Below are 16045 nucleotides of genomic sequence, written 5' to 3' on the forward strand. Positions count from 1 at the left end.
GAGGGACGCGGGTGCGGTGCGCGGAAATCACCGCACCGCCCGCGCCACCCGCGACGCCGCTGCCGCTCTCGGGGCGTTGTCCGGGCGGCGGCGGCGCGGGTGGACCGCGTTGGTGAGCAGGATCAGGAACGTGTCCGTGGCCGGGTCCAGGACGAGGGACGTGCCCGTGAAGCCGGTGTGGCCCGCCGCGCCGCGGCCCGCCAGGTCGCCCATGAACCACGGCTGGTCGAGGGAGAAGCCGAGGCCCGGCGGGGTGAAGAGGAGCTCGACGAAGTCGGGGCCGAGGATGCGCGCCGGGCCGTGCGAGCCGCCGGCCAGGAGAGTGCGGCAGAACACCGCGAGGTCCCGGCCGGTGGAGAACAGCCCCGCGTGCCCGGCCACGCCCCCGAGCGCCCAGGCGTTCTCGTCGTGCACCTCACCCCGCAGCATGCCCCGGTCCGCCTTGGCCCACGGCCGCCGCTGGTCCTCCGTCGCCGCGGCGCCCGGGCACGGCCCGAAGTCCGTCGCCGTCATGCCCAGCGGCCGGGTGATGCCGTCGCGGATCAGGACGTCGAGCGTGCGGCCGGTGATGCGCTCCAGGACGTACTGCAGGAGCAGCATGTTCAGGTCGGAGTAGCAGTACGTGCCCGGCACGCCGACCGGCGGCTCCGCCCGGAGCGCGGCCAGCCGCTGGGCGTCGTCGGCACAGTCGTACAACGGGAGTTCGGGCCGCAGCCCGGAGGTGTGCGTGAGCAGCTGCCGTACGGTGACGCCGTGCCGGGCGGCCGCCGTGAAGTCGGGCAGGTACGCCCCGACCCGCGCGTCGATGCCGAGCGTCCCCCGCTCGATCTGCTGCACGGCGGCCACGGACGTGAACAGTTTGGTGAGGGACGCCAGGTCGAAGGGCGTGCCGACGGTCATCGGGACCCGTCGCTCCGCAGGCAGCTCCACTCCGGCGTCGGCGTCGGGGTCGTAGGCCGAGTAGCGGACGGCCCAGCCCGCCGCCTCCTCGACCGCGATCACCGGGCCGCGTCCGACGACGAGGACCGCGCCCGGTGCCCAGGGGCGCTGCCCGGTGGTGAGGACGTGGACCTCCCGGACGAGGTGACGCAGTTCCCCCGGGTCGAGTCCGGCCCGCTCCGGCGTGCCGTCGCGCAGTCTGGGTGCGCTCAGCTGACTGCTCCCTCCACGCTCGCGCGGCTGCTCTCCTGCTTCCAGGGTCGGCACATTCCCATGAAGCAGGCCAGTGCCACCAGTGCGGCGGCCAGTTGGACGACGGCCATCGGGAGGGCGGTGTCCTCCCCGGCGACGCCGACGAGCGGGGAGGCGACGGCGCCGATGAGGAAGGACGAGGTGCCGAGCAGGGCCGACGCGGAGCCCGCCGCGTGCTTGGTGCGCATCAGGGCGAGGGCCTGGGTGTTGGGCAGGGTGATGCCCATCGCGGACATCAGCACGAACAGCGCGGCGGCCACCGGCACCAGGCCGACCTCGCCGAAGACGCCGAGGGACATCAGCAGCAGCGCGGTCGCGGCGGTGATGACGATCGTGAGGCCGATGCCCAGCACCCGGTCGAGGCTGACCCGGCCGACCAGGATCTTGCCGTTGATCTGGCCGACGAGGACCAGCCCGACCGAGTTGACGCCGAACAGCAGGCTGAACGTCTGCGGGGAGGCGCCGTAGATCTCCTGGATGACGAACGGGGACGCCGAGATGTAGGCGAAGAGGGCGGCGAAGGCGAAGCCGCCTGTGAGCATGTAGCCGGCGAAGGCGCGGTCGGCGAGCAGGCCGCGCATCGCGCGCAGGGCCTCGCCGACGCCGCCGACGTGCCGCTCGGCTGGCTCCAGCGTCTCGGGCAGCCTCGTCCAGACCAGGGCCCCGATCAGCACGCCGATGGCGGTGAGAACGACGAACACGCCCCGCCAGTCGGTCACGCGCAGGACCTGCCCGCCGATGAGCGGCGCCACGATCGGGGCGACACCGGAGATCAGCATGAGGGTGGAGAAGAAGCGGGCCATGGCCATGCCGTCGTAGAGGTCGCGGACGACGGCCCGGGCGATGACGATGGCCGCGGCGCCCGCGAGACCCTGGGCCAGCCGGAAGGCGACCAGTGTCTCCACGGTGGGCGCGAGCGCGCACAGGACGGTGGCGACGACGAAGACGGCGAGCCCCGCGAGCAGCGGACGGCGGCGCCCCCAGCGGTCGCTCATCGGCCCGACCACCAGCTGCCCGAGTGCCATGCCTGCCAGGCAGGCGGTGAGCGTGAGCTGGACGGTCGCGGCGGGCGCGTGCAGGGAACGGGTGACCTCCGGCAGGGACGGGAGGTACATGTCCATCGCCAGCGGGGGCACGGCGGTCAGGCTTCCGAGGAGGAAGGTGACCAGGAGCCCGGTGCGACGGTGCGGTGTGCGGTCGGGCCGCTCCGTCCCGGCTGCGGCCTCCTGCGCGGTGTTCGATATGGACGCCCCACCCTCGGGCATGAGCCCCTCCCTCTCCGAGTCGATCGCCACCTATGCTCTCAGCTCGTACGCAGTGCTCGGGGTCACAAGGTGAAGGCGGGGCGCGAATGACGGCGGACACGGTGCGGTGGGGGATCCTGGCGACCGGCGGAATCGCGGGCGCGTTCACCGCGGATCTGATCGACCTGCCCGACGCGGAGGTCGTGGCGGTGGCCTCCCGGTCGCAGGAGTCGGCGCGAGCGTTCGCGGAGCGCTTCGGCATACCCCGGGCCTACGGCGACTGGAACGAGCTCGCGCAGGACGAGGAGGTCGACGTCGTCTACGTCGCCACCCCGCACACGGCGCACCGGACCGCCGCCGGGCTGTGTCTCGCGGCCGGGCGGAACGTCCTGTGCGAGAAGCCGTTCACGCTGAACGTGCGCGAGGCCGGGGAACTCGTCGCCCTGGCGCGTGAGCACGGGCGCTTCCTGATGGAGGCGATGTGGATGTACTGCAACCCGCTGGTACGGCGGCTCAAGGCACTGGTCGACGACGGGGCGATCGGCGAGGTGCGCAGCGTCCAGGCCGACTTCGGGCTGGCCGGCCCCTTCCCGCCCTCGCACCGGCTGCGGAACCCGGAGCTGGGCGGCGGCGCGCTGCTCGATCTCGGCGTGTACCCGGTGTCGTTCGCGCAGCTGCTGCTCGGGGAGCCCTCGGACGTCGTGGCGCGGGCGGTGCTCTCCGAGGAGGGCGTCGACCTCCAGACGGCGGCGGTGCTCTCCTACGACAGCGGCGCCCTCGGCTCGGTGCACTGCTCCATCGTGGGCGGTACGGCGACCTCGGCGTCGGTCACCGGTTCCAGGGGCCGGATCGACATCCCGCACGGTTTCTTCTTCCCGGACCGGTTCGTCCTGCACCGGGACGGCCGCGACGCCGAGGAGTTCACGGCCGATCCCGCGGACGGACCCCGCAACAGCCTGCGCCACGAGGCGGCCGAGGTGATGCGGGCACTGCGCGCCGGGGAGACGGAGTCCCCGCTGGTCCCGCTGGACGGCACGCTCGCCGTGATGCGCACGCTGGACGCGATCCGGGACCGTGTCGGCGTCCGCTACCCCGACGAGGCGGGAGAGCCGGAACTCACGTCGGCTTGAGGTCCTGATCGGGCGCACAGGGGCACCTGATCGGGTGCGCAGGGGCAGGGGATCGGGTGCGCAGGGGTGGGGATCGGCGCCCATGGCTACGCTGCGGGCCCATGAATGCCAAGGACAATGCAATCGCGGTGGTGACCGGGGCGGGTTCCGGCATCGGCCGGGCGGTCGCCGTGGAACTGCTGCGCACGGGCTGGTCGGTGGCGCTGGCGGGCCGGCGCGCGGAGACGCTGGAGGAGACGGCGGCGCTGGCCCCGGGGACCGCGTCCCTCCCCGTGCGGACGGACGTCTCACGCCCCGAGGACGTGAGCGCCCTGTTCGCCGCCACCGTGGAGCGCTTCGGCCGGGTCGACCTGCTGTTCAACAACGCGGGCACGTTCGGCCCCGGCGGTGTGCCGGTCGAGGAACTGCCCTACGAGGCCTGGCGGCACGTGGTGGACACGAACCTCAACGGGGCCTTCCTGTGCGCGCAGGCGGCGTACCGGCAGATGAAGGAGCAGGACCCGCAGGGCGGCCGGATCATCAACAACGGCTCGATCTCCGCGCACACGCCCCGCCCGATGTCGGTGGCCTACACGGCGACGAAGCACGCGCTGACCGGCCTGACGAAGTCCCTCTCCCTGGACGGACGGCCGTACGGGATCGCGGTGGGGCAGATCGACATCGGCAACGCGGCCACCGACATGACGTCCCGTATGCAGACGGGAGCGCTCCAGGCGAACGGGGAAGTAGCCCCGGAACCGGTCATGGACGTCGCGGATGTGGCCCGCACGGTGCGGCACATGGCCGAACTGCCGCTGGAGGCGAACGTGCAGTTCGCGACCGTACTGGCGACGGCGATGCCGTACGTCGGCCGCGGCTGAGCGCGCGACGTCACTCGGCAGAATTCGTCAACTCGTCAACCTGCACAAACGGAATATGAACCTCCGCCCCATTGCGGCCGGTAGGGAGCATATGCTCAACTCTCCTACACGAAAGCTTCACAGTTGGAGTGGAGCACTTCCGTTGGCCACCTTCTGGGGGGAGGCGGCAGTCGTTCCACGGCACCGGGTGGGGGTGGATTCCGCGAGGGACCGCGGAGTACGCACCGGTGGGCGTGGAACGACTGCCGCTCGGTCCAACCGGCACCGCCCCGCAGGTGACCGTCACTCCCTGTGCCGTCCCCTCGCTCGCCCGGCTGCCCTGCGCCGGCGCAGCGCCCAGGCCCCGCCCGCCAGCAGCGCCGCCGCCGTCCCCGCGCCCTCCACCAGCCGCCCGGTCGAGGGCCTGCCCGCGACCGCGGGAGAGGCGACGGTTGAGCTCCTCGGTGAGGGCTTCGCCCCCTGCCCCTCGATCACCGGCTCGACCAGCACACCCACCGGCCGTGCCGAAGCACCGTGCGAGAAGCCCCAGTCGAGCAGTGCGGCGGCCTCCTCGTAGACGGCTTCGGCGCGGTCGGCGGGGTGCATGACGGTGACGAGCAGGGTGCGCCCGGCCCGTGTGGCGGCCCCTGTGAAGGTGTTGCCGGCGTCGCTGGTGTAGCCGTTCTTGACACCGATCAGCCCCGGGTACGACCGCAGGCCCCATGTTCCGCTCAGCAGCCGGTCGGTGTTCTGGATCTGGAAGGTCTTCCCACCCCCGGCAGGGAACTGTGCGGTCCGCGTCCGGCAGTAGGCGCGGAAGCCGGGATCGCGCAGCCCCTGCCGCGCGAAGAGGGTCAGGTCGTACGCCGAGGACAGCTGCCCGGGGTGGTCGAAGCCGTCCGGGCTGACCACGTGCGTGTCCAGGGCCTGCAGTTCACGCGCCCTGGCCTGCATGTCGGCGACGGTTTTCGCCACACCGCCGTTCATGTGGGCGAGGACGTGCACGGCGTCGTTCCCCGAGCGCAGGAACACGCCCTGCCAGAGCTGGTCGACGGTGTACGTGGTCCCGGCCCGGACGCCGACGAGGCTGGAGCCCGCCGGGATGCCGGCGAGGTCGGCGGCGGTGACGGTGTGCCGGCCGCCGCGGGGGAACCGGTCGAGCACCGTGTCGGCGAACAGCATCTTCAACGTGGAAGCGGGCGGCAGCCGCCGGTGCGCCCGGCAGACGGCCAGCACCTCGCCACTGTCGCCGTCGGCGACGAGCCAGGAACGGGCGGTGAGCCCACGGGGCAGTCCGGTGGCGCTGCCGACCTGTACACCGTCGCGGCCGAGACGGTCGCCGCCGAGCACGGGAGCGGGTGCGGCGGCAACCGGAAGGGTCATGCCGAGGGCGAGCAGGGAGCGTCTGGACAGCCGGGCCGAGTCACACATCCCGCGACGGTACGAAGCGGAACCACGAGAGCGTGCACGGAACGTTCAAAGACTGCCCCAAGGTCCCGCAAGGTCCCCGCCCGAGGTCCCCGCCCGAGGTCACCGCCCGAGGTCACCACCCGAGGTCACCGCCCGAGGTCACCGCCCGAGGTCACCACCCGAGGTCACCGCCCGAGCAGCCGATCCACTTCTGCGAGCTGGGCGGCGGTCAGAGGCCCCTTCTCCAGCGCTCCCGCGTTCTCCTCGGCCTGGGCGACCGACCGGAAGCCCGGGATGGGCACCGTGCGGGTGCTGCGCGCCCACAGCCAGGCCAGGGCGCCCTGTGCGGGCGTACGGCCCTCGCTGGTGAGGACGTCCCGGAGGGCGTCGACGCGGGCGAGCCACTCCGGGTCGGCGCCGGACCCGTCACTGAAGCCCTGCATCCAGGCGGGAGGCCTGCTGCGGATGTCACCGGCCTCCAACGGCTGCCGGTCCCGGCGCTTCCCACTGAGCAGCCCCATGGCGAGCGGACTGCGGTTGATGCTCGCGAGGCCGGCCTCCTCGCACAGCGCGAGCATCGCGGGCGCGTCGGTCAGGACGTTGAGAGCGTGCTGGACGGCGGCGCAGTGCGGCCCCTCGGCGAACACGGCGGCGCGTGCGGGGTCGTCGGTGCTCCAGGCGTAGGCCCGTATCAGCCCCTCGCCGACCAGTTCCTCGCACGCGTCCCGCAGCAGGGCGGCCTGCTGGGGATCGGCGTCGGAGAGGTGGAACTGGTAGAGGTCGACGTAGTCGGTGCCGAGCCGGCGCAGGGAGGCGGTCAGGGCGCGACGCAGATAGGCCGGAGAGTCGTCACCGCCGGTCAGCGTACGGGTCTCCTCGTCGAACACGTTGCCCCACTTGGTGGCGACGACGACGTCGGCCCTGCGCTTGCCGAGGGCCCGGCCCAGCACGCGTTCGCTGTGCCCGGCGCCGTAGGTGTCGGCCGTGTCGAAGAAGGTGACGCCCAGGTCGAGGGCGCGCCGCACCGCCCGTACCGACTCCTCGTCGTCGACCTTGCCCCAGCCGAGTGGCTGCCCGTCGGCCGCCTGCCACTCTCCGCCGATCGCCCAGCAGCCGAAGCCGAGGGCACTCACCTCGATGCCGCTGCGTCCCAGCGGGCGTGTGGTCTCCATGCCGGGAGGCTAGGAGTTGGAGTGCGGGCGAGGACAACCCCCCACGGGTAAAGGTTCAGGCCTGCCCGGTGTCGAACCGCGTGATCCTGCCGTCCTCGTCCACCTGGAAACTCCACCGGGTGCGCATCTCGCCCCAGGTGTCGTTGCTGTAGCGGGCGAGGAGGGAACGGCCGCCGTTGGACTCGTTGTCGACCTCCATGTGGCCGTGGGAGGAGAAGATCTCCCGGTCCACCCAGTCGTCGAGGTCACGGTCCGAGCCGTCGTCGGTCATGGTCGCGCCCGGCGCGAGGAGCTCCATGAAGCTGTCGCGGTCGTGGTTGTTCACGGCGGTCACGAAGGCCCGGACGGCCGGATCGCTGAGGCGCGTGGTCTGAATCGTCATGCCAGCAGCCTCGTACCGGCCACGACCGCACGCCACCGCTGCCACCCGAACGGCGTCCGCGGGCGGGTCCGCGGGGTGTCGTGGGGTGTGAGGAGTGCGACGGTGGACAGGCGAAGAAATGAGCACATCGAGCACATCTGTTCCTGCTTCCTGCTCCGGGAGACGACGTGAGGCGTAACGACCGACGTGATCTGGGTCTGCTGCTGCTCCGGCTGGGGGCGGGCGGTGTGCTGGCGGCGCACGGTGCGCAGAAGCTGTTCGGCTGGTTCGGCGGGCACGGCATCGAGGGCACCGGCCAGTTCATGGAGTCCGTCGGCTACTCCCCCGGCAAGGCGAGCGCGACGGCGGCGGGCCTGGCGGAGACGGGCGGCGGCACCTTGCTGGCCCTGGGCCTGGCGACCCCGGCCGCGGGGGCGGCGGCAGCCGGCGCGATGGCCGGAGCGGCGGCGGTGCACGCCCCGAACGGCTTCTTCAACCAGGGCGGCGGCTACGAGTACGCGGCGACGCTGGGCCTCACGGCGGCGGGCCTGGCCATCACCGGCCCGGGCCGCCTCTCCGTGGACCACCTGCTCGGCCACGCGGTGAACCGCGGCTGGATGATCCCGGCGGCCTTCGCGGCGACGGCGGCGGGCACGGCGGTGGTGGTGGGGGCCCGGGCGAGGCGGCTGCGGAAGGCGAAGGAGGGGGAGCAGGAGGCGTTGTTCGAGGAGGAGTACATGGAGTAGGGGCGGGGCGTTGTCAGTCCCGCATGGCAGGCTGCGCCCCTATGAACGAGCAGACCTCCGCCCCTGAACTCTGGTCCACCATCGACACCCTGACGCAGTGGCTCGACACCAACCGTCCGGTCGAGGGCCGCGAGGGCCTCCTCCTGCGCATCCTGAAACTGTCGGAGGAGGTCGGCGAGGTCTCGGAGGCGGTGATCGGGGCGACCGGGCAGAACCCTCGCAAGGGCGTCACGCACACGTGGGAGGACGTGCAGGCGGAGCTGTGTGATGTCGCCATCACGGCGCTGATGGCGTTGCGGACGCTTACGCCGGAGGCCCGGGGGGTGTTCGGGGGGCATTTGGAGCGGGTGCGGGAGAGGGCGCTGAGGTCGGCGGGCTGACTCACAACCCGGTCACCCGCACACGACGTGGAAGCGGCTGCGTCACCACTTTGACCAGGACGTGAGCCCCACCAGGCCTGAAGGACGAGACCACAGCGCCCTCGGCCGGCGCCACGAGTGGTGACCCGATCAACAGTGGCCCTTCCTAGTCCTTTCCGGCCGGCGTCCTGGCATGCTCGTCACAGGCGAGGGCTGCAGTGATGGAGGCACGGCGGCGTCCAAAATTGATCTACGCCAACTCACGCGTGCGCTAACGTGACTACCCGCTGCGCACCTTCCCGGAGGGTACGTCGGCGGTGTTCCAGGTGCCGGTCCCGGCGATGAGCGACGAGTGGTCTCCACCGCGTGCCACATGCGGTGTGACTGCGGATGCCCGGTAGGGCGATCCCTGCCATTCCCAGCTCACGCTCAGGAGTGGAAACCGATGAACCCCGTTGAGTACAAGCCTGCACGTCGTGACCGGATTCGTCAGATTCTGGTCGACGTCACGGTGGGAGTCATCACCAATCTGGTGGTGACGGCCCTTGTCGTGGTAGCGCGCCTGGTCATCTGACCGGCAGGTGGCGGGCCCGGGAGCCCGCCACTCCACCGGACGGTCTCTCTCAGAAGAGGAACATCTCTCCGGGCGGGCTGTTCTTCTGGCGCTTCCTGCGGCGGCGCCGCCCCCGACCAGGGCGGGGCAGATGCGGTTGCCGGGCCTGCTCCGGCAAGTTCTCCCAAGTGGGTCGCAGACCGTGGATCTCGACGTCGCCGACGAGTCCCTTCAGGTACTCCCGGGTCTCCTCGTCCGTGGAGTAGAGCACGGTCGCCCGGCTCGCACGGGTCATCAGCACGTGGTAGGCATGCCGGACGAGTCGGGCGAACTCGTCGTCGTCCACGCTCTTCGGCTTCACCTTGGGGTCGAACGACCCGGGGACGGCGACGCGCTTGACGCCCGCCTCCTTGTCCGTCCGCTCCTTGCCCCGGCGGAACACCCAACGGCCGCCCCGGCGCACCATGTCATCACCCATGATCACGCCGCACCAGTCCCACTCCAGGCCCTGCGCGGTGTACACACAGCCGATCTGGCCGAGGCCGTTCTCGTGCACGGACCAGATCTTGGAGGGCGGGACGGTCTTGTTCTCACAGAAGGAGTCGCTGTCCGCGTTCCACGGCCTGTGCCAGCCATCGATCCGGACATCGGGTTCGAGTCGCTTCTCCTTGCCCAGGGGCTTCGTCCAGGGCCAGCAGTATCCGGCGACCATGCGCGCGGACGCTCCCGCCTCGGCCTCCGACCGGATGATCCGCTCGAGTTCCTCCGGGCTGTCCACGACTTCGACGTGCATCAGTCCGTCCGGCGTCCACAGCTCGGGCTCAGCGTCGGACACCCCCAGGGCGCCACGCACCCAGCGAATGTAGGCGTCGCTGCCGCCGCACCGGAACTGTTCTCGCAAGCGGCAACGGACCAGCTGGGCGCCGTACCGCCGTGCCGCGTCCTCCACGAGATCGACGGTGCCGACCTCCTGCGGGCGCACGGACTGGCCTTCGTCCAGGAAGAACACCGTGAGCCTGGAGGCGTCGAGGAGTTCGTCCACCTGCGGTTTGGTGCCCCAGTCCTCGGGCTTCCAGAAGCGGTTGGTGGAGCGGTCGCGCAGGCGGTGGGCCTCGTCGCAGATCAGCACGTCCAGCGGTGGGTCGGGCGGGGTGACGAAGTTGCTGAAGTAGGTGAAGGTCTCCTTGAACTCCCGGTCGCCGTAGCCGACGTGCTCCTGCAGGGCTCCGTTGAAGGCCCGGCTGCCGCTGGCGTACTTGACCGTACGGCCGTCGGCCTCCAGTTCGGCCTTGAGCTGGAGGCCAATGGCGCTCTTACCCGTACCCGCACCGCCCGTGACGAGGAATACCACCCTCCGTTCGTCGGGGATGAGCGCGGGCTGCCGGGGATCGGGAAGCACCTTGGCGGCGGTGTCGAGGATCTGGTCCGCGACCTTCTTCTGACGCCCGCGCAGCGTGAAGACGGTGTCCTCGCCGTTGGAACGGATCATGGCGTCGAGCAACGGGGTGTTGCGCAGGCCCATGCTCCGTAGCAGGATCTCGGCCGCCGAGTCGGCACCGTCGGCGGCGAAGCTGCTCCGCAGGTCGGTCAGCAGTTGGGCGCGGCGGTCAGTCGTGTAGACGCGGGCGTAGGAACCGGTCGGCGCGTCCAGGCCGACCAGCGGGAGCACCGCGGCATCGGTGGCGTTGTGCAGATAGGCGAAGCCCCCGCACTCGTAGTCCAGTCCGTGCAGCGGTCCTCGGTCACTTGTGAACGCCTCGTGGTATTCGCGCAGTTGAAGTGCGGGATGCTTCTTCTCCCCCATGCCCGGGACATGCACCAGCTCCGCGGTGGCTCGCTCCACCCGGGTCACCGTCGACCAACGCTTCAGTTCCACGAGCTGGACGGACAGCCCATTCTCTTCGGGGTGATGGCCCACGAGGACGACGTCGATGAGCCGCGGGTCGCCGGCGCGGTCGGTCTCGCCGACCGTGGCGGCGCACTCGACGACCATCTCGACGTTCCCGCGGTCGGCGGCGACCAGATCCTCGGCAAGGTGCACCAGGCTCTCTGCCCAGGCAGAACGTTCCGTCAACGAGGCGTCGGTGTTGAGGAAGTGCTTCCACCTGGCGGCGAGGTGAGGCACCATACGGCGCCTCGAGTTCAGGTTCAGCAGATCCCGCGCCGCCAGTTTCAGCAGGAGCATGGACACGAGGTGGGTCCCCACAGGCACGAGTGACTCGTGCGGGTGGGGGCATGTCCACGCGGGGAAGCCCGTCGGGCCGCAATGACGTTCTGGATCTTAAAGAGAAGATCACCCGTCCCGACGCATCGGACACGTCGGTCGGCTGGAAGCACGGACATCATGGCCGGATATCGCGCCCTCACCTCCGCAGAGAGGGCTCCTCGACCACGGCAGGGCGCGACTCCGGTCGGTCGGAAACCAGCTCGCGCAGCTTCTCCCGGGTCTCCGAATCGGTCGAGTACACGATCGTGCCGACCATGCCCCGCGTCAGCAGCACCTTGTACGTGTTCCGGATGAGACGGTCCACGTCGGCGTCCGGCGTGGACCTCTTGAACACCGGGTCCTTGGAGGCGGTGCGGTCGGTGACCCAGCGGTCACCCCGCCAGACCAGGTCCGGGCCGATGATGACGCCGGACCAGTCGTACTCGAAGCCCTGGGCGGTATAGACACAGCCGACCTGCCCGAAACCCGCGGGGTCGGTGGCCCACAGCGCGGACGGAGGCGCGCCCGAGACCGACCGGTCCCCGCGCAGGTTCCAAGGCCGGGCCCAGCCCCCGATGACGACGTCGGGAGGCAGCGGGTCCCCGGGCTTGGGCTCGGGAGACCACCGCCAGCAGTAGCCCGCGGACATCCGGGCACCGTATTTCTCGGCGCGGCGGGCGTCGAGGAACGCCTCCAGTTCTTGAGGGCTGTCGGCGACGAGCAACTGCATGCGGTCGTCGGGCTCCCACACGACCGGCCCGCCGGGCTCGAGGCCGAGGAGCCGGACCACCCAACGCAGATAGGCGTCACTGCCTCCGCAGCGGAACTGGCTCTCCAGGGGGACGACATGGCAGTCGATGCCCCGCCTGGCCGCGGCCTCACGGATCTCCTCCACGGTGCCCATCTCTCCGGGACGCACCACTTGGTGCTCGTCGAGGAAGAAGACCGGTACGTGTGCGACGTCGATGAGTTCGTCGATCTGTGCCTTGCCGGTCCGCAGTGCCGCGCGGGTGTAGCGGTTGGCTGATGTTTCCCGGATGCGGTGCGCCTCATCACAGATCAGCGCATCCAGGCTGTTCTTCTCCGTGGTCATGAAGCTGTTGAAGTACTTGAAGAGATCCTGGACTTCCCGTTTCCGGGAGCCGGCCACCTTGCGCATCGTCTTCGTGAACGACTGCGAGCCTGTCGCGTGCACCGCGGCCACACCCCTGCGGTACAGCTCGCCGAGCAGCTGAAGCGCGATCACGCTCTTCCCCGTGCCCGGACCGCCGGTGACGATGACGACTTCCTTGTGGTCGGCGCGCTTCGCCCTCTCCACCGCGTTGAGCACCATGCGGTAGGCGACCTGCTGCTCGTCGAGGAGGACGAACTGCTGCCGCTCCCGCACTTCCTGGGCTGCCACGGACATCAGCTGCTTCGACGGCACGGTGGCGCCGGCGAGCAGTTCGTCAGCCGCGTGAGCACCGGGGTGCTTGTCGCTCAGCTTCGAGCGGAGGTGGTCCAGGAACGAGCCGCGACCCTCCGCTGTGAAGAGCCGTCCCCGGCCGTCGCGCTCGATCCCCCGCAGCCCCGATACCCCGAACTCGGTGGCGTTGTGCAGGAAGGCCACTCCGTGGATCCGGTCGCCGTGCTCGGCCACGGCGCCGTTGAAGTTGACCAGGTAGTCGCGGTATCGACGCACCTGTTCGATCGGGTTGAGTACGGGGTGCGCATAGGCATCGACATGGCACAGGGTGGGGTCGTCCTCGTGCGGAGCCGCCTGACTCCACTGCTTCAGCTCCACCACGACGTAGGACGGCTCTCCCGTGACCGGGTGCACTCCCGCGAGAACGGCGTCTGCGCGCTTACTGTTCAGCGGTAGCGCGTACTCCAGCATGATCTCGACGGCGCCCAGACCGGCGTCGTTGAGCGCGGCGGTCAGAAGCGGGATGCTGCGCTCCCAGGAACGCATCTCCGAAGCTCCGGGCCGATAGCCGTGCATGTGGACGAACTGCTCGGTGAGGTGCAGGAACAGCGAACGGTCGAGTGCCATGACGGCGACCGTTTTCGCGGACGCACGGAACAGCAAGGACTTCCCCCAGGCAGCACGAAGAGACTCGTGCGGGTGGGGGCATGTCCTTCGAGACTCCACCGGGGTGGAGCGGAAGCCCGTCGGGCCGCGTTGACGATGTTTCCGAGGGTACCTGGCGGTGGTCGCAGTGGCGGCAGCGGACGCCGTGCCCGATCTCGCCTACCGATTCGGAGAGTCCACCGCAGTAGGTCATGAACCCTACGCAGGCATCAGACCGCCTTTCGATCCGATCGCGTCCCCGGCGGTGATCAACGCGTCGATGGCGCCCGTCAGCGCGTCCCGGATGTCCGCGCCGAGGCGATCCCACCCGAAGAAGCGAGCAGCCTCCCGCAGCAGGTCCTCGCGCTGCACGCCCGGTCCCTCGTCGACCACGTTTCTGAGCACGAGCTGCCGCTCCGCCCCGAGAACCTCCGCGACGCCTCGGGCACACCGCTCAGTAGGCGTGCGGGCGAACTCGGTCTCGTGGCCTGGTCTGTCGTAGGCCGTACCGACGTGGGCGATCTTGCCCTGCTCGAGCAGGCGGCGAAGGGCTCGGTCGATGCGGTCGCGGACCACCTGGCCGGCTCGTCCGAGGCCCCACGCGAGACGGACCCGGGTGTAGATGACCTCCTTCTCCACGGGCCCTTCGACCTCGACCACGCACAACGCCACGTCCGCTACCACGTCGAGGGCCTCGGGGTCCTGTAACTCCGTGCCCCACATGCCTCGCCGGCTACTCGACCTGTCACGTGCGTCTGCCAACAGGTCAGGGTCAACGTCCTGGTAGAGACGGCTCCAGGGTGCGGGGTCGGCGTCGACCGTCACGAACTCCAGTCGCAGGTACTGCCGAACCACCTGCTGCCCCTTCCGCGGACTCTCCGCGCCCCCGCGCTCATTGGGCCGTCCACCATCTCTGTCGTGCCGCCGTCGCCTCACGCCCACGCGCGTCGGCCTTGAGGGCAAGCCCGCTCTTCACTACCCGATGGGCGACGGAACCGACCCCGACGCCTGGAGCAATTTCCAACGCCTCGTGCGCCACCTGTTCACTCCACGGCAGACTCGACGGAAATGATCGTCTGGCCTTTCTCCAACAGAGAGGCTCCGCTCCCGGAGAGGTGAACCCTTGCGTTATGGGGCGGGTCGAAGAAGTCGACTCGAAGCCCATAACGGTCTATCCAGTCCGGCGTGACGTGGAAGCTCTCACCTGGAGTTCCCTCCGCAGACTCCAGGGTGAAGCGCTGACCGGGACGTACACGTCCGCCGACGCAGCGGACGATGCATGTGGCCGACACAGATTCCAGCACTTCCACGGCGTGGATCTGGAGTTTCGCCGGGTTGGGGGCGCATGCTTGTAGGCCTCACGACGTGCCAGGTGAAGGCGGGATCTGCTCCGACAGGTGCATTGGCCCCGACCAGGATGAAATCCCAGGCCAGGACCAGAAGGCAGACGAGTCGGGCTGTACGCCGGGTTCTGTCACCCGGTCGCCTCGCGGCGGCCGGGGAGACGGCCATCCATCTAGGGCCGGTGTTGCCACCGGCCTCGTGCGGTCTACCCGCGGACTCGGGCGGGCAGCCCTCGATCGTCCGCGCAGGAGCACCGAGGTGCTCCCTCTTGACCTTGCTCCGGGTGGGGTTTACCTAGCTGCCTGAGTCACCTCAGGCACTGGTGGTCTCTTACACCACCGTTTCACCCTTACCGAGGACCGCCCTCTTCGAAAAGAGCGCAGTCCCGGCGGTCTGCTTTCTGTGGCACTGTCCCGCGGGTCACCCCGGGTGGCCGTTAGCCACCACCCTGCCCTGTGGAGCCCGGACGTTCCTCGGGGAGCTCCCCGTCAGGGGGTCTCCACGCGGCCGTCCGCCCGGCTCGTCTGCCGTGTCGACCATGGTACCCGTACCCGGCGGGCGTCCCGCTTCGGCGTCGCGGCCGTGGCCAGGACCGAGCCCGCCAGGATCAGGGTGAAGGCCACGCCGATGCCGAGCGTCAGCTTCTCGTCCAGGAAGAGCGCGCCCGCGGCGACCGCCACCGCCGGGTTGACGTACGTGATCACGCCGGCCCGGGCCGGGCCGGCCTCCTTGATCAGCTCCAGGAAGGCCACGAACGCGATCGCGGTGCAGACGACGCCCAGGCCGGCGAGCGCTGCCAGGACCTCGCCCGAGGGCATCGTGGCGGGGCGGGTGAGGAATGCCGCGGGGGCGTAGACCACGGCGGCCAGCGTCAGGCACGGGGTGATCAGCTGGAGCGTCGGGACGTCCTTGAGGTACCGGGCCGCGATCAGCGGGGCCGTGGCATAGCCGACGACCGTCACCAGCACCTCGGCCATCGACAGGGCGTCACCGCCGGTGAGGTGCGGCAGGGTGAGGACGGTGACTCCCGCGAGGCCGAGGGCCAGGCCTGTGATGCGGCGGGCGCCCACGTGTTCCTCGGCGCCGAAGAAGCGGGCCAGGAGCAGGGCGACGATCGGCACGCCCGCGATGAGGAGCCCGGCCGTGGAGCTGGACAGGTGGCGTTCCGCGTCGGTCAGGGTCCACCAGGGGCCGACGATCTCGATGACGGCGAAGGCCAGCATCGGCTTCCAGTGCGTCCGGACCGTACGGCCGAAGCCGCCCTGGCGCAGGGCGAACGGGAGCAGGAGCGCCGCGCCGAGGGCGCAGCGTGCGAACACCACCATGGACGGGGACAGCTCGTCCACCGCCACCTTGATCATCAGGTAGGGGACACCCCAGACGACTCCCATCAGGGAGAACAGGAACCAGCCGCGTGCAGTCATGAGATGAGTGTCGGGC

Annotated in this window: 14 protein-coding genes, 1 other RNA gene and 1 pseudogene; 6 read left to right on the forward strand and 10 right to left on the reverse strand. The window is 70.3% G+C overall.

All coding sequences use genetic code 11. The features are described 5' to 3' along the window. Positions 1–27: 27 nt before the first annotated feature. The gene (locus ACFCXS_RS09445; protein ID WP_376642509.1) at positions 28–1206 is read right to left on the reverse strand and encodes a serine hydrolase domain-containing protein; all 1179 of its coding nucleotides are present in this window, start codon (positions 1204–1206) and stop codon (positions 28–30) included. After that, positions 1149–2456 (reverse strand): multidrug effflux MFS transporter, encoded by a 1308-nt coding sequence (locus ACFCXS_RS09450; protein WP_376642510.1) that lies wholly within the window; start codon positions 2454–2456, stop codon positions 1149–1151. Before ACFCXS_RS09450 ends, ACFCXS_RS09445 begins: the two co-directional genes overlap by 58 nt. An 86-nt stretch (positions 2457–2542) precedes the next feature. Here ACFCXS_RS09450 and ACFCXS_RS09455 point away from each other — a divergent pair, with 86 nt between their 5' ends. Further along, positions 2543–3565 carry a Gfo/Idh/MocA family protein gene (locus ACFCXS_RS09455; protein ID WP_376642511.1) on the forward strand — a complete coding sequence of 341 codons (1023 nt, stop codon included), beginning with the start codon at positions 2543–2545 and terminating at the stop codon, positions 3563–3565. 101 nt (positions 3566–3666) lie between these two features. Next, positions 3667–4425 (forward strand): SDR family oxidoreductase, encoded by a 759-nt coding sequence (locus tag ACFCXS_RS09460; protein WP_376642512.1) that lies wholly within the window; start codon positions 3667–3669, stop codon positions 4423–4425. A 282-nt stretch (positions 4426–4707) separates the two neighbouring features. Here the strand turns inward: ACFCXS_RS09460 and ACFCXS_RS09465 are convergent, their stop codons facing one another. From ACFCXS_RS09465 to ACFCXS_RS09475, 3 genes are all read right to left on the reverse strand, one after another. Further along, positions 4708–5835, reverse strand: coding sequence for a D-alanyl-D-alanine carboxypeptidase family protein (locus tag ACFCXS_RS09465; RefSeq protein ID WP_376642513.1), 1128 nt, complete (start codon positions 5833–5835; stop codon positions 4708–4710). 164 nt (positions 5836–5999) lie between these two features. Continuing rightward, positions 6000–6986, reverse strand: a complete 987-nt coding sequence (locus tag ACFCXS_RS09470) for an aldo/keto reductase (RefSeq protein WP_376642514.1) — start codon at positions 6984–6986, stop codon at positions 6000–6002. A gap of 55 nt (positions 6987–7041) precedes the next feature. Continuing rightward, on the reverse strand, positions 7042–7368 hold the full coding sequence (locus tag ACFCXS_RS09475; RefSeq protein ID WP_376642515.1) for a nuclear transport factor 2 family protein: 327 nt from the start codon (positions 7366–7368) through the stop codon (positions 7042–7044). Between the two features lie 167 nt (positions 7369–7535). Between ACFCXS_RS09475 and ACFCXS_RS09480 the strand changes: the two genes are divergently transcribed. The 3 genes from ACFCXS_RS09480 to ACFCXS_RS09490 all read left to right on the forward strand — a co-directional run bounded on the left by ACFCXS_RS09480 (position 7536) and on the right by ACFCXS_RS09490 (position 9026). Continuing rightward, a complete protein-coding gene (locus ACFCXS_RS09480) occupies positions 7536–8093 on the forward strand; it encodes a DoxX family protein (protein ID WP_376642516.1) in 558 nt (185 codons plus the stop codon). Between the two features lie 41 nt (positions 8094–8134). Then, positions 8135–8473, forward strand: a complete 339-nt coding sequence (locus ACFCXS_RS09485; protein ID WP_376642518.1) for a MazG-like family protein — start codon at positions 8135–8137, stop codon at positions 8471–8473. Positions 8474–8897: 424 nt separating this feature from the next. Continuing rightward, positions 8898–9026: a DUF6408 family protein gene (locus ACFCXS_RS09490; RefSeq protein ID WP_376642520.1), complete on the forward strand. Its 129-nt coding sequence runs from the start codon at positions 8898–8900 to the stop codon at positions 9024–9026. A 49-nt stretch (positions 9027–9075) separates the two neighbouring features. On the opposite strand, the gene ACFCXS_RS09495 is transcribed toward ACFCXS_RS09490, so the two are convergent. The 3 genes from ACFCXS_RS09495 to ACFCXS_RS09505 form a co-directional block, all read right to left on the reverse strand. Continuing rightward, positions 9076–11190, reverse strand: a complete 2115-nt coding sequence (locus ACFCXS_RS09495) for a DUF2075 domain-containing protein (protein WP_376643019.1) — start codon at positions 11188–11190, stop codon at positions 9076–9078. 178 nt (positions 11191–11368) lie between these two features. Beyond that, positions 11369–13279 carry a DNA/RNA helicase domain-containing protein gene (locus tag ACFCXS_RS09500; protein ID WP_376642522.1) on the reverse strand — a complete coding sequence of 637 codons (1911 nt, stop codon included), beginning with the start codon at positions 13277–13279 and terminating at the stop codon, positions 11369–11371. Between the two features lie 201 nt (positions 13280–13480). Next, positions 13481–14116 carry a DUF3320 domain-containing protein gene (locus ACFCXS_RS09505; protein ID WP_376642523.1) on the reverse strand — a complete coding sequence of 212 codons (636 nt, stop codon included), beginning with the start codon at positions 14114–14116 and terminating at the stop codon, positions 13481–13483. Between the two features lie 40 nt (positions 14117–14156). Between ACFCXS_RS09505 and ACFCXS_RS09510 the strand changes: the two genes are divergently transcribed. Continuing rightward, complete coding sequence (locus tag ACFCXS_RS09510) at positions 14157–14333, forward strand: DUF6177 family protein (RefSeq protein WP_376642525.1); 177 nt, start codon at positions 14157–14159, stop codon at positions 14331–14333. A gap of 372 nt (positions 14334–14705) precedes the next feature. On the opposite strand, the gene rnpB is transcribed toward ACFCXS_RS09510, so the two are convergent. Further along, positions 14706–15128: RNase P RNA component class A (rnpB, locus tag ACFCXS_RS09515), an RNA gene on the reverse strand. 121 nt (positions 15129–15249) lie between these two features. Beyond that, a pseudogene (locus ACFCXS_RS09520) lies at positions 15250–16029 on the reverse strand (DMT family transporter); the annotation flags it as partial. Between the last annotated feature and the right edge of the window lie 16 nt (positions 16030–16045).

This window comes from Streptomyces sp. NPDC056373 (genome assembly GCF_042262425.1).
In the GTDB taxonomy this organism is placed as follows: Bacteria; Actinomycetota; Actinomycetes; order Streptomycetales; family Streptomycetaceae; genus Streptomyces.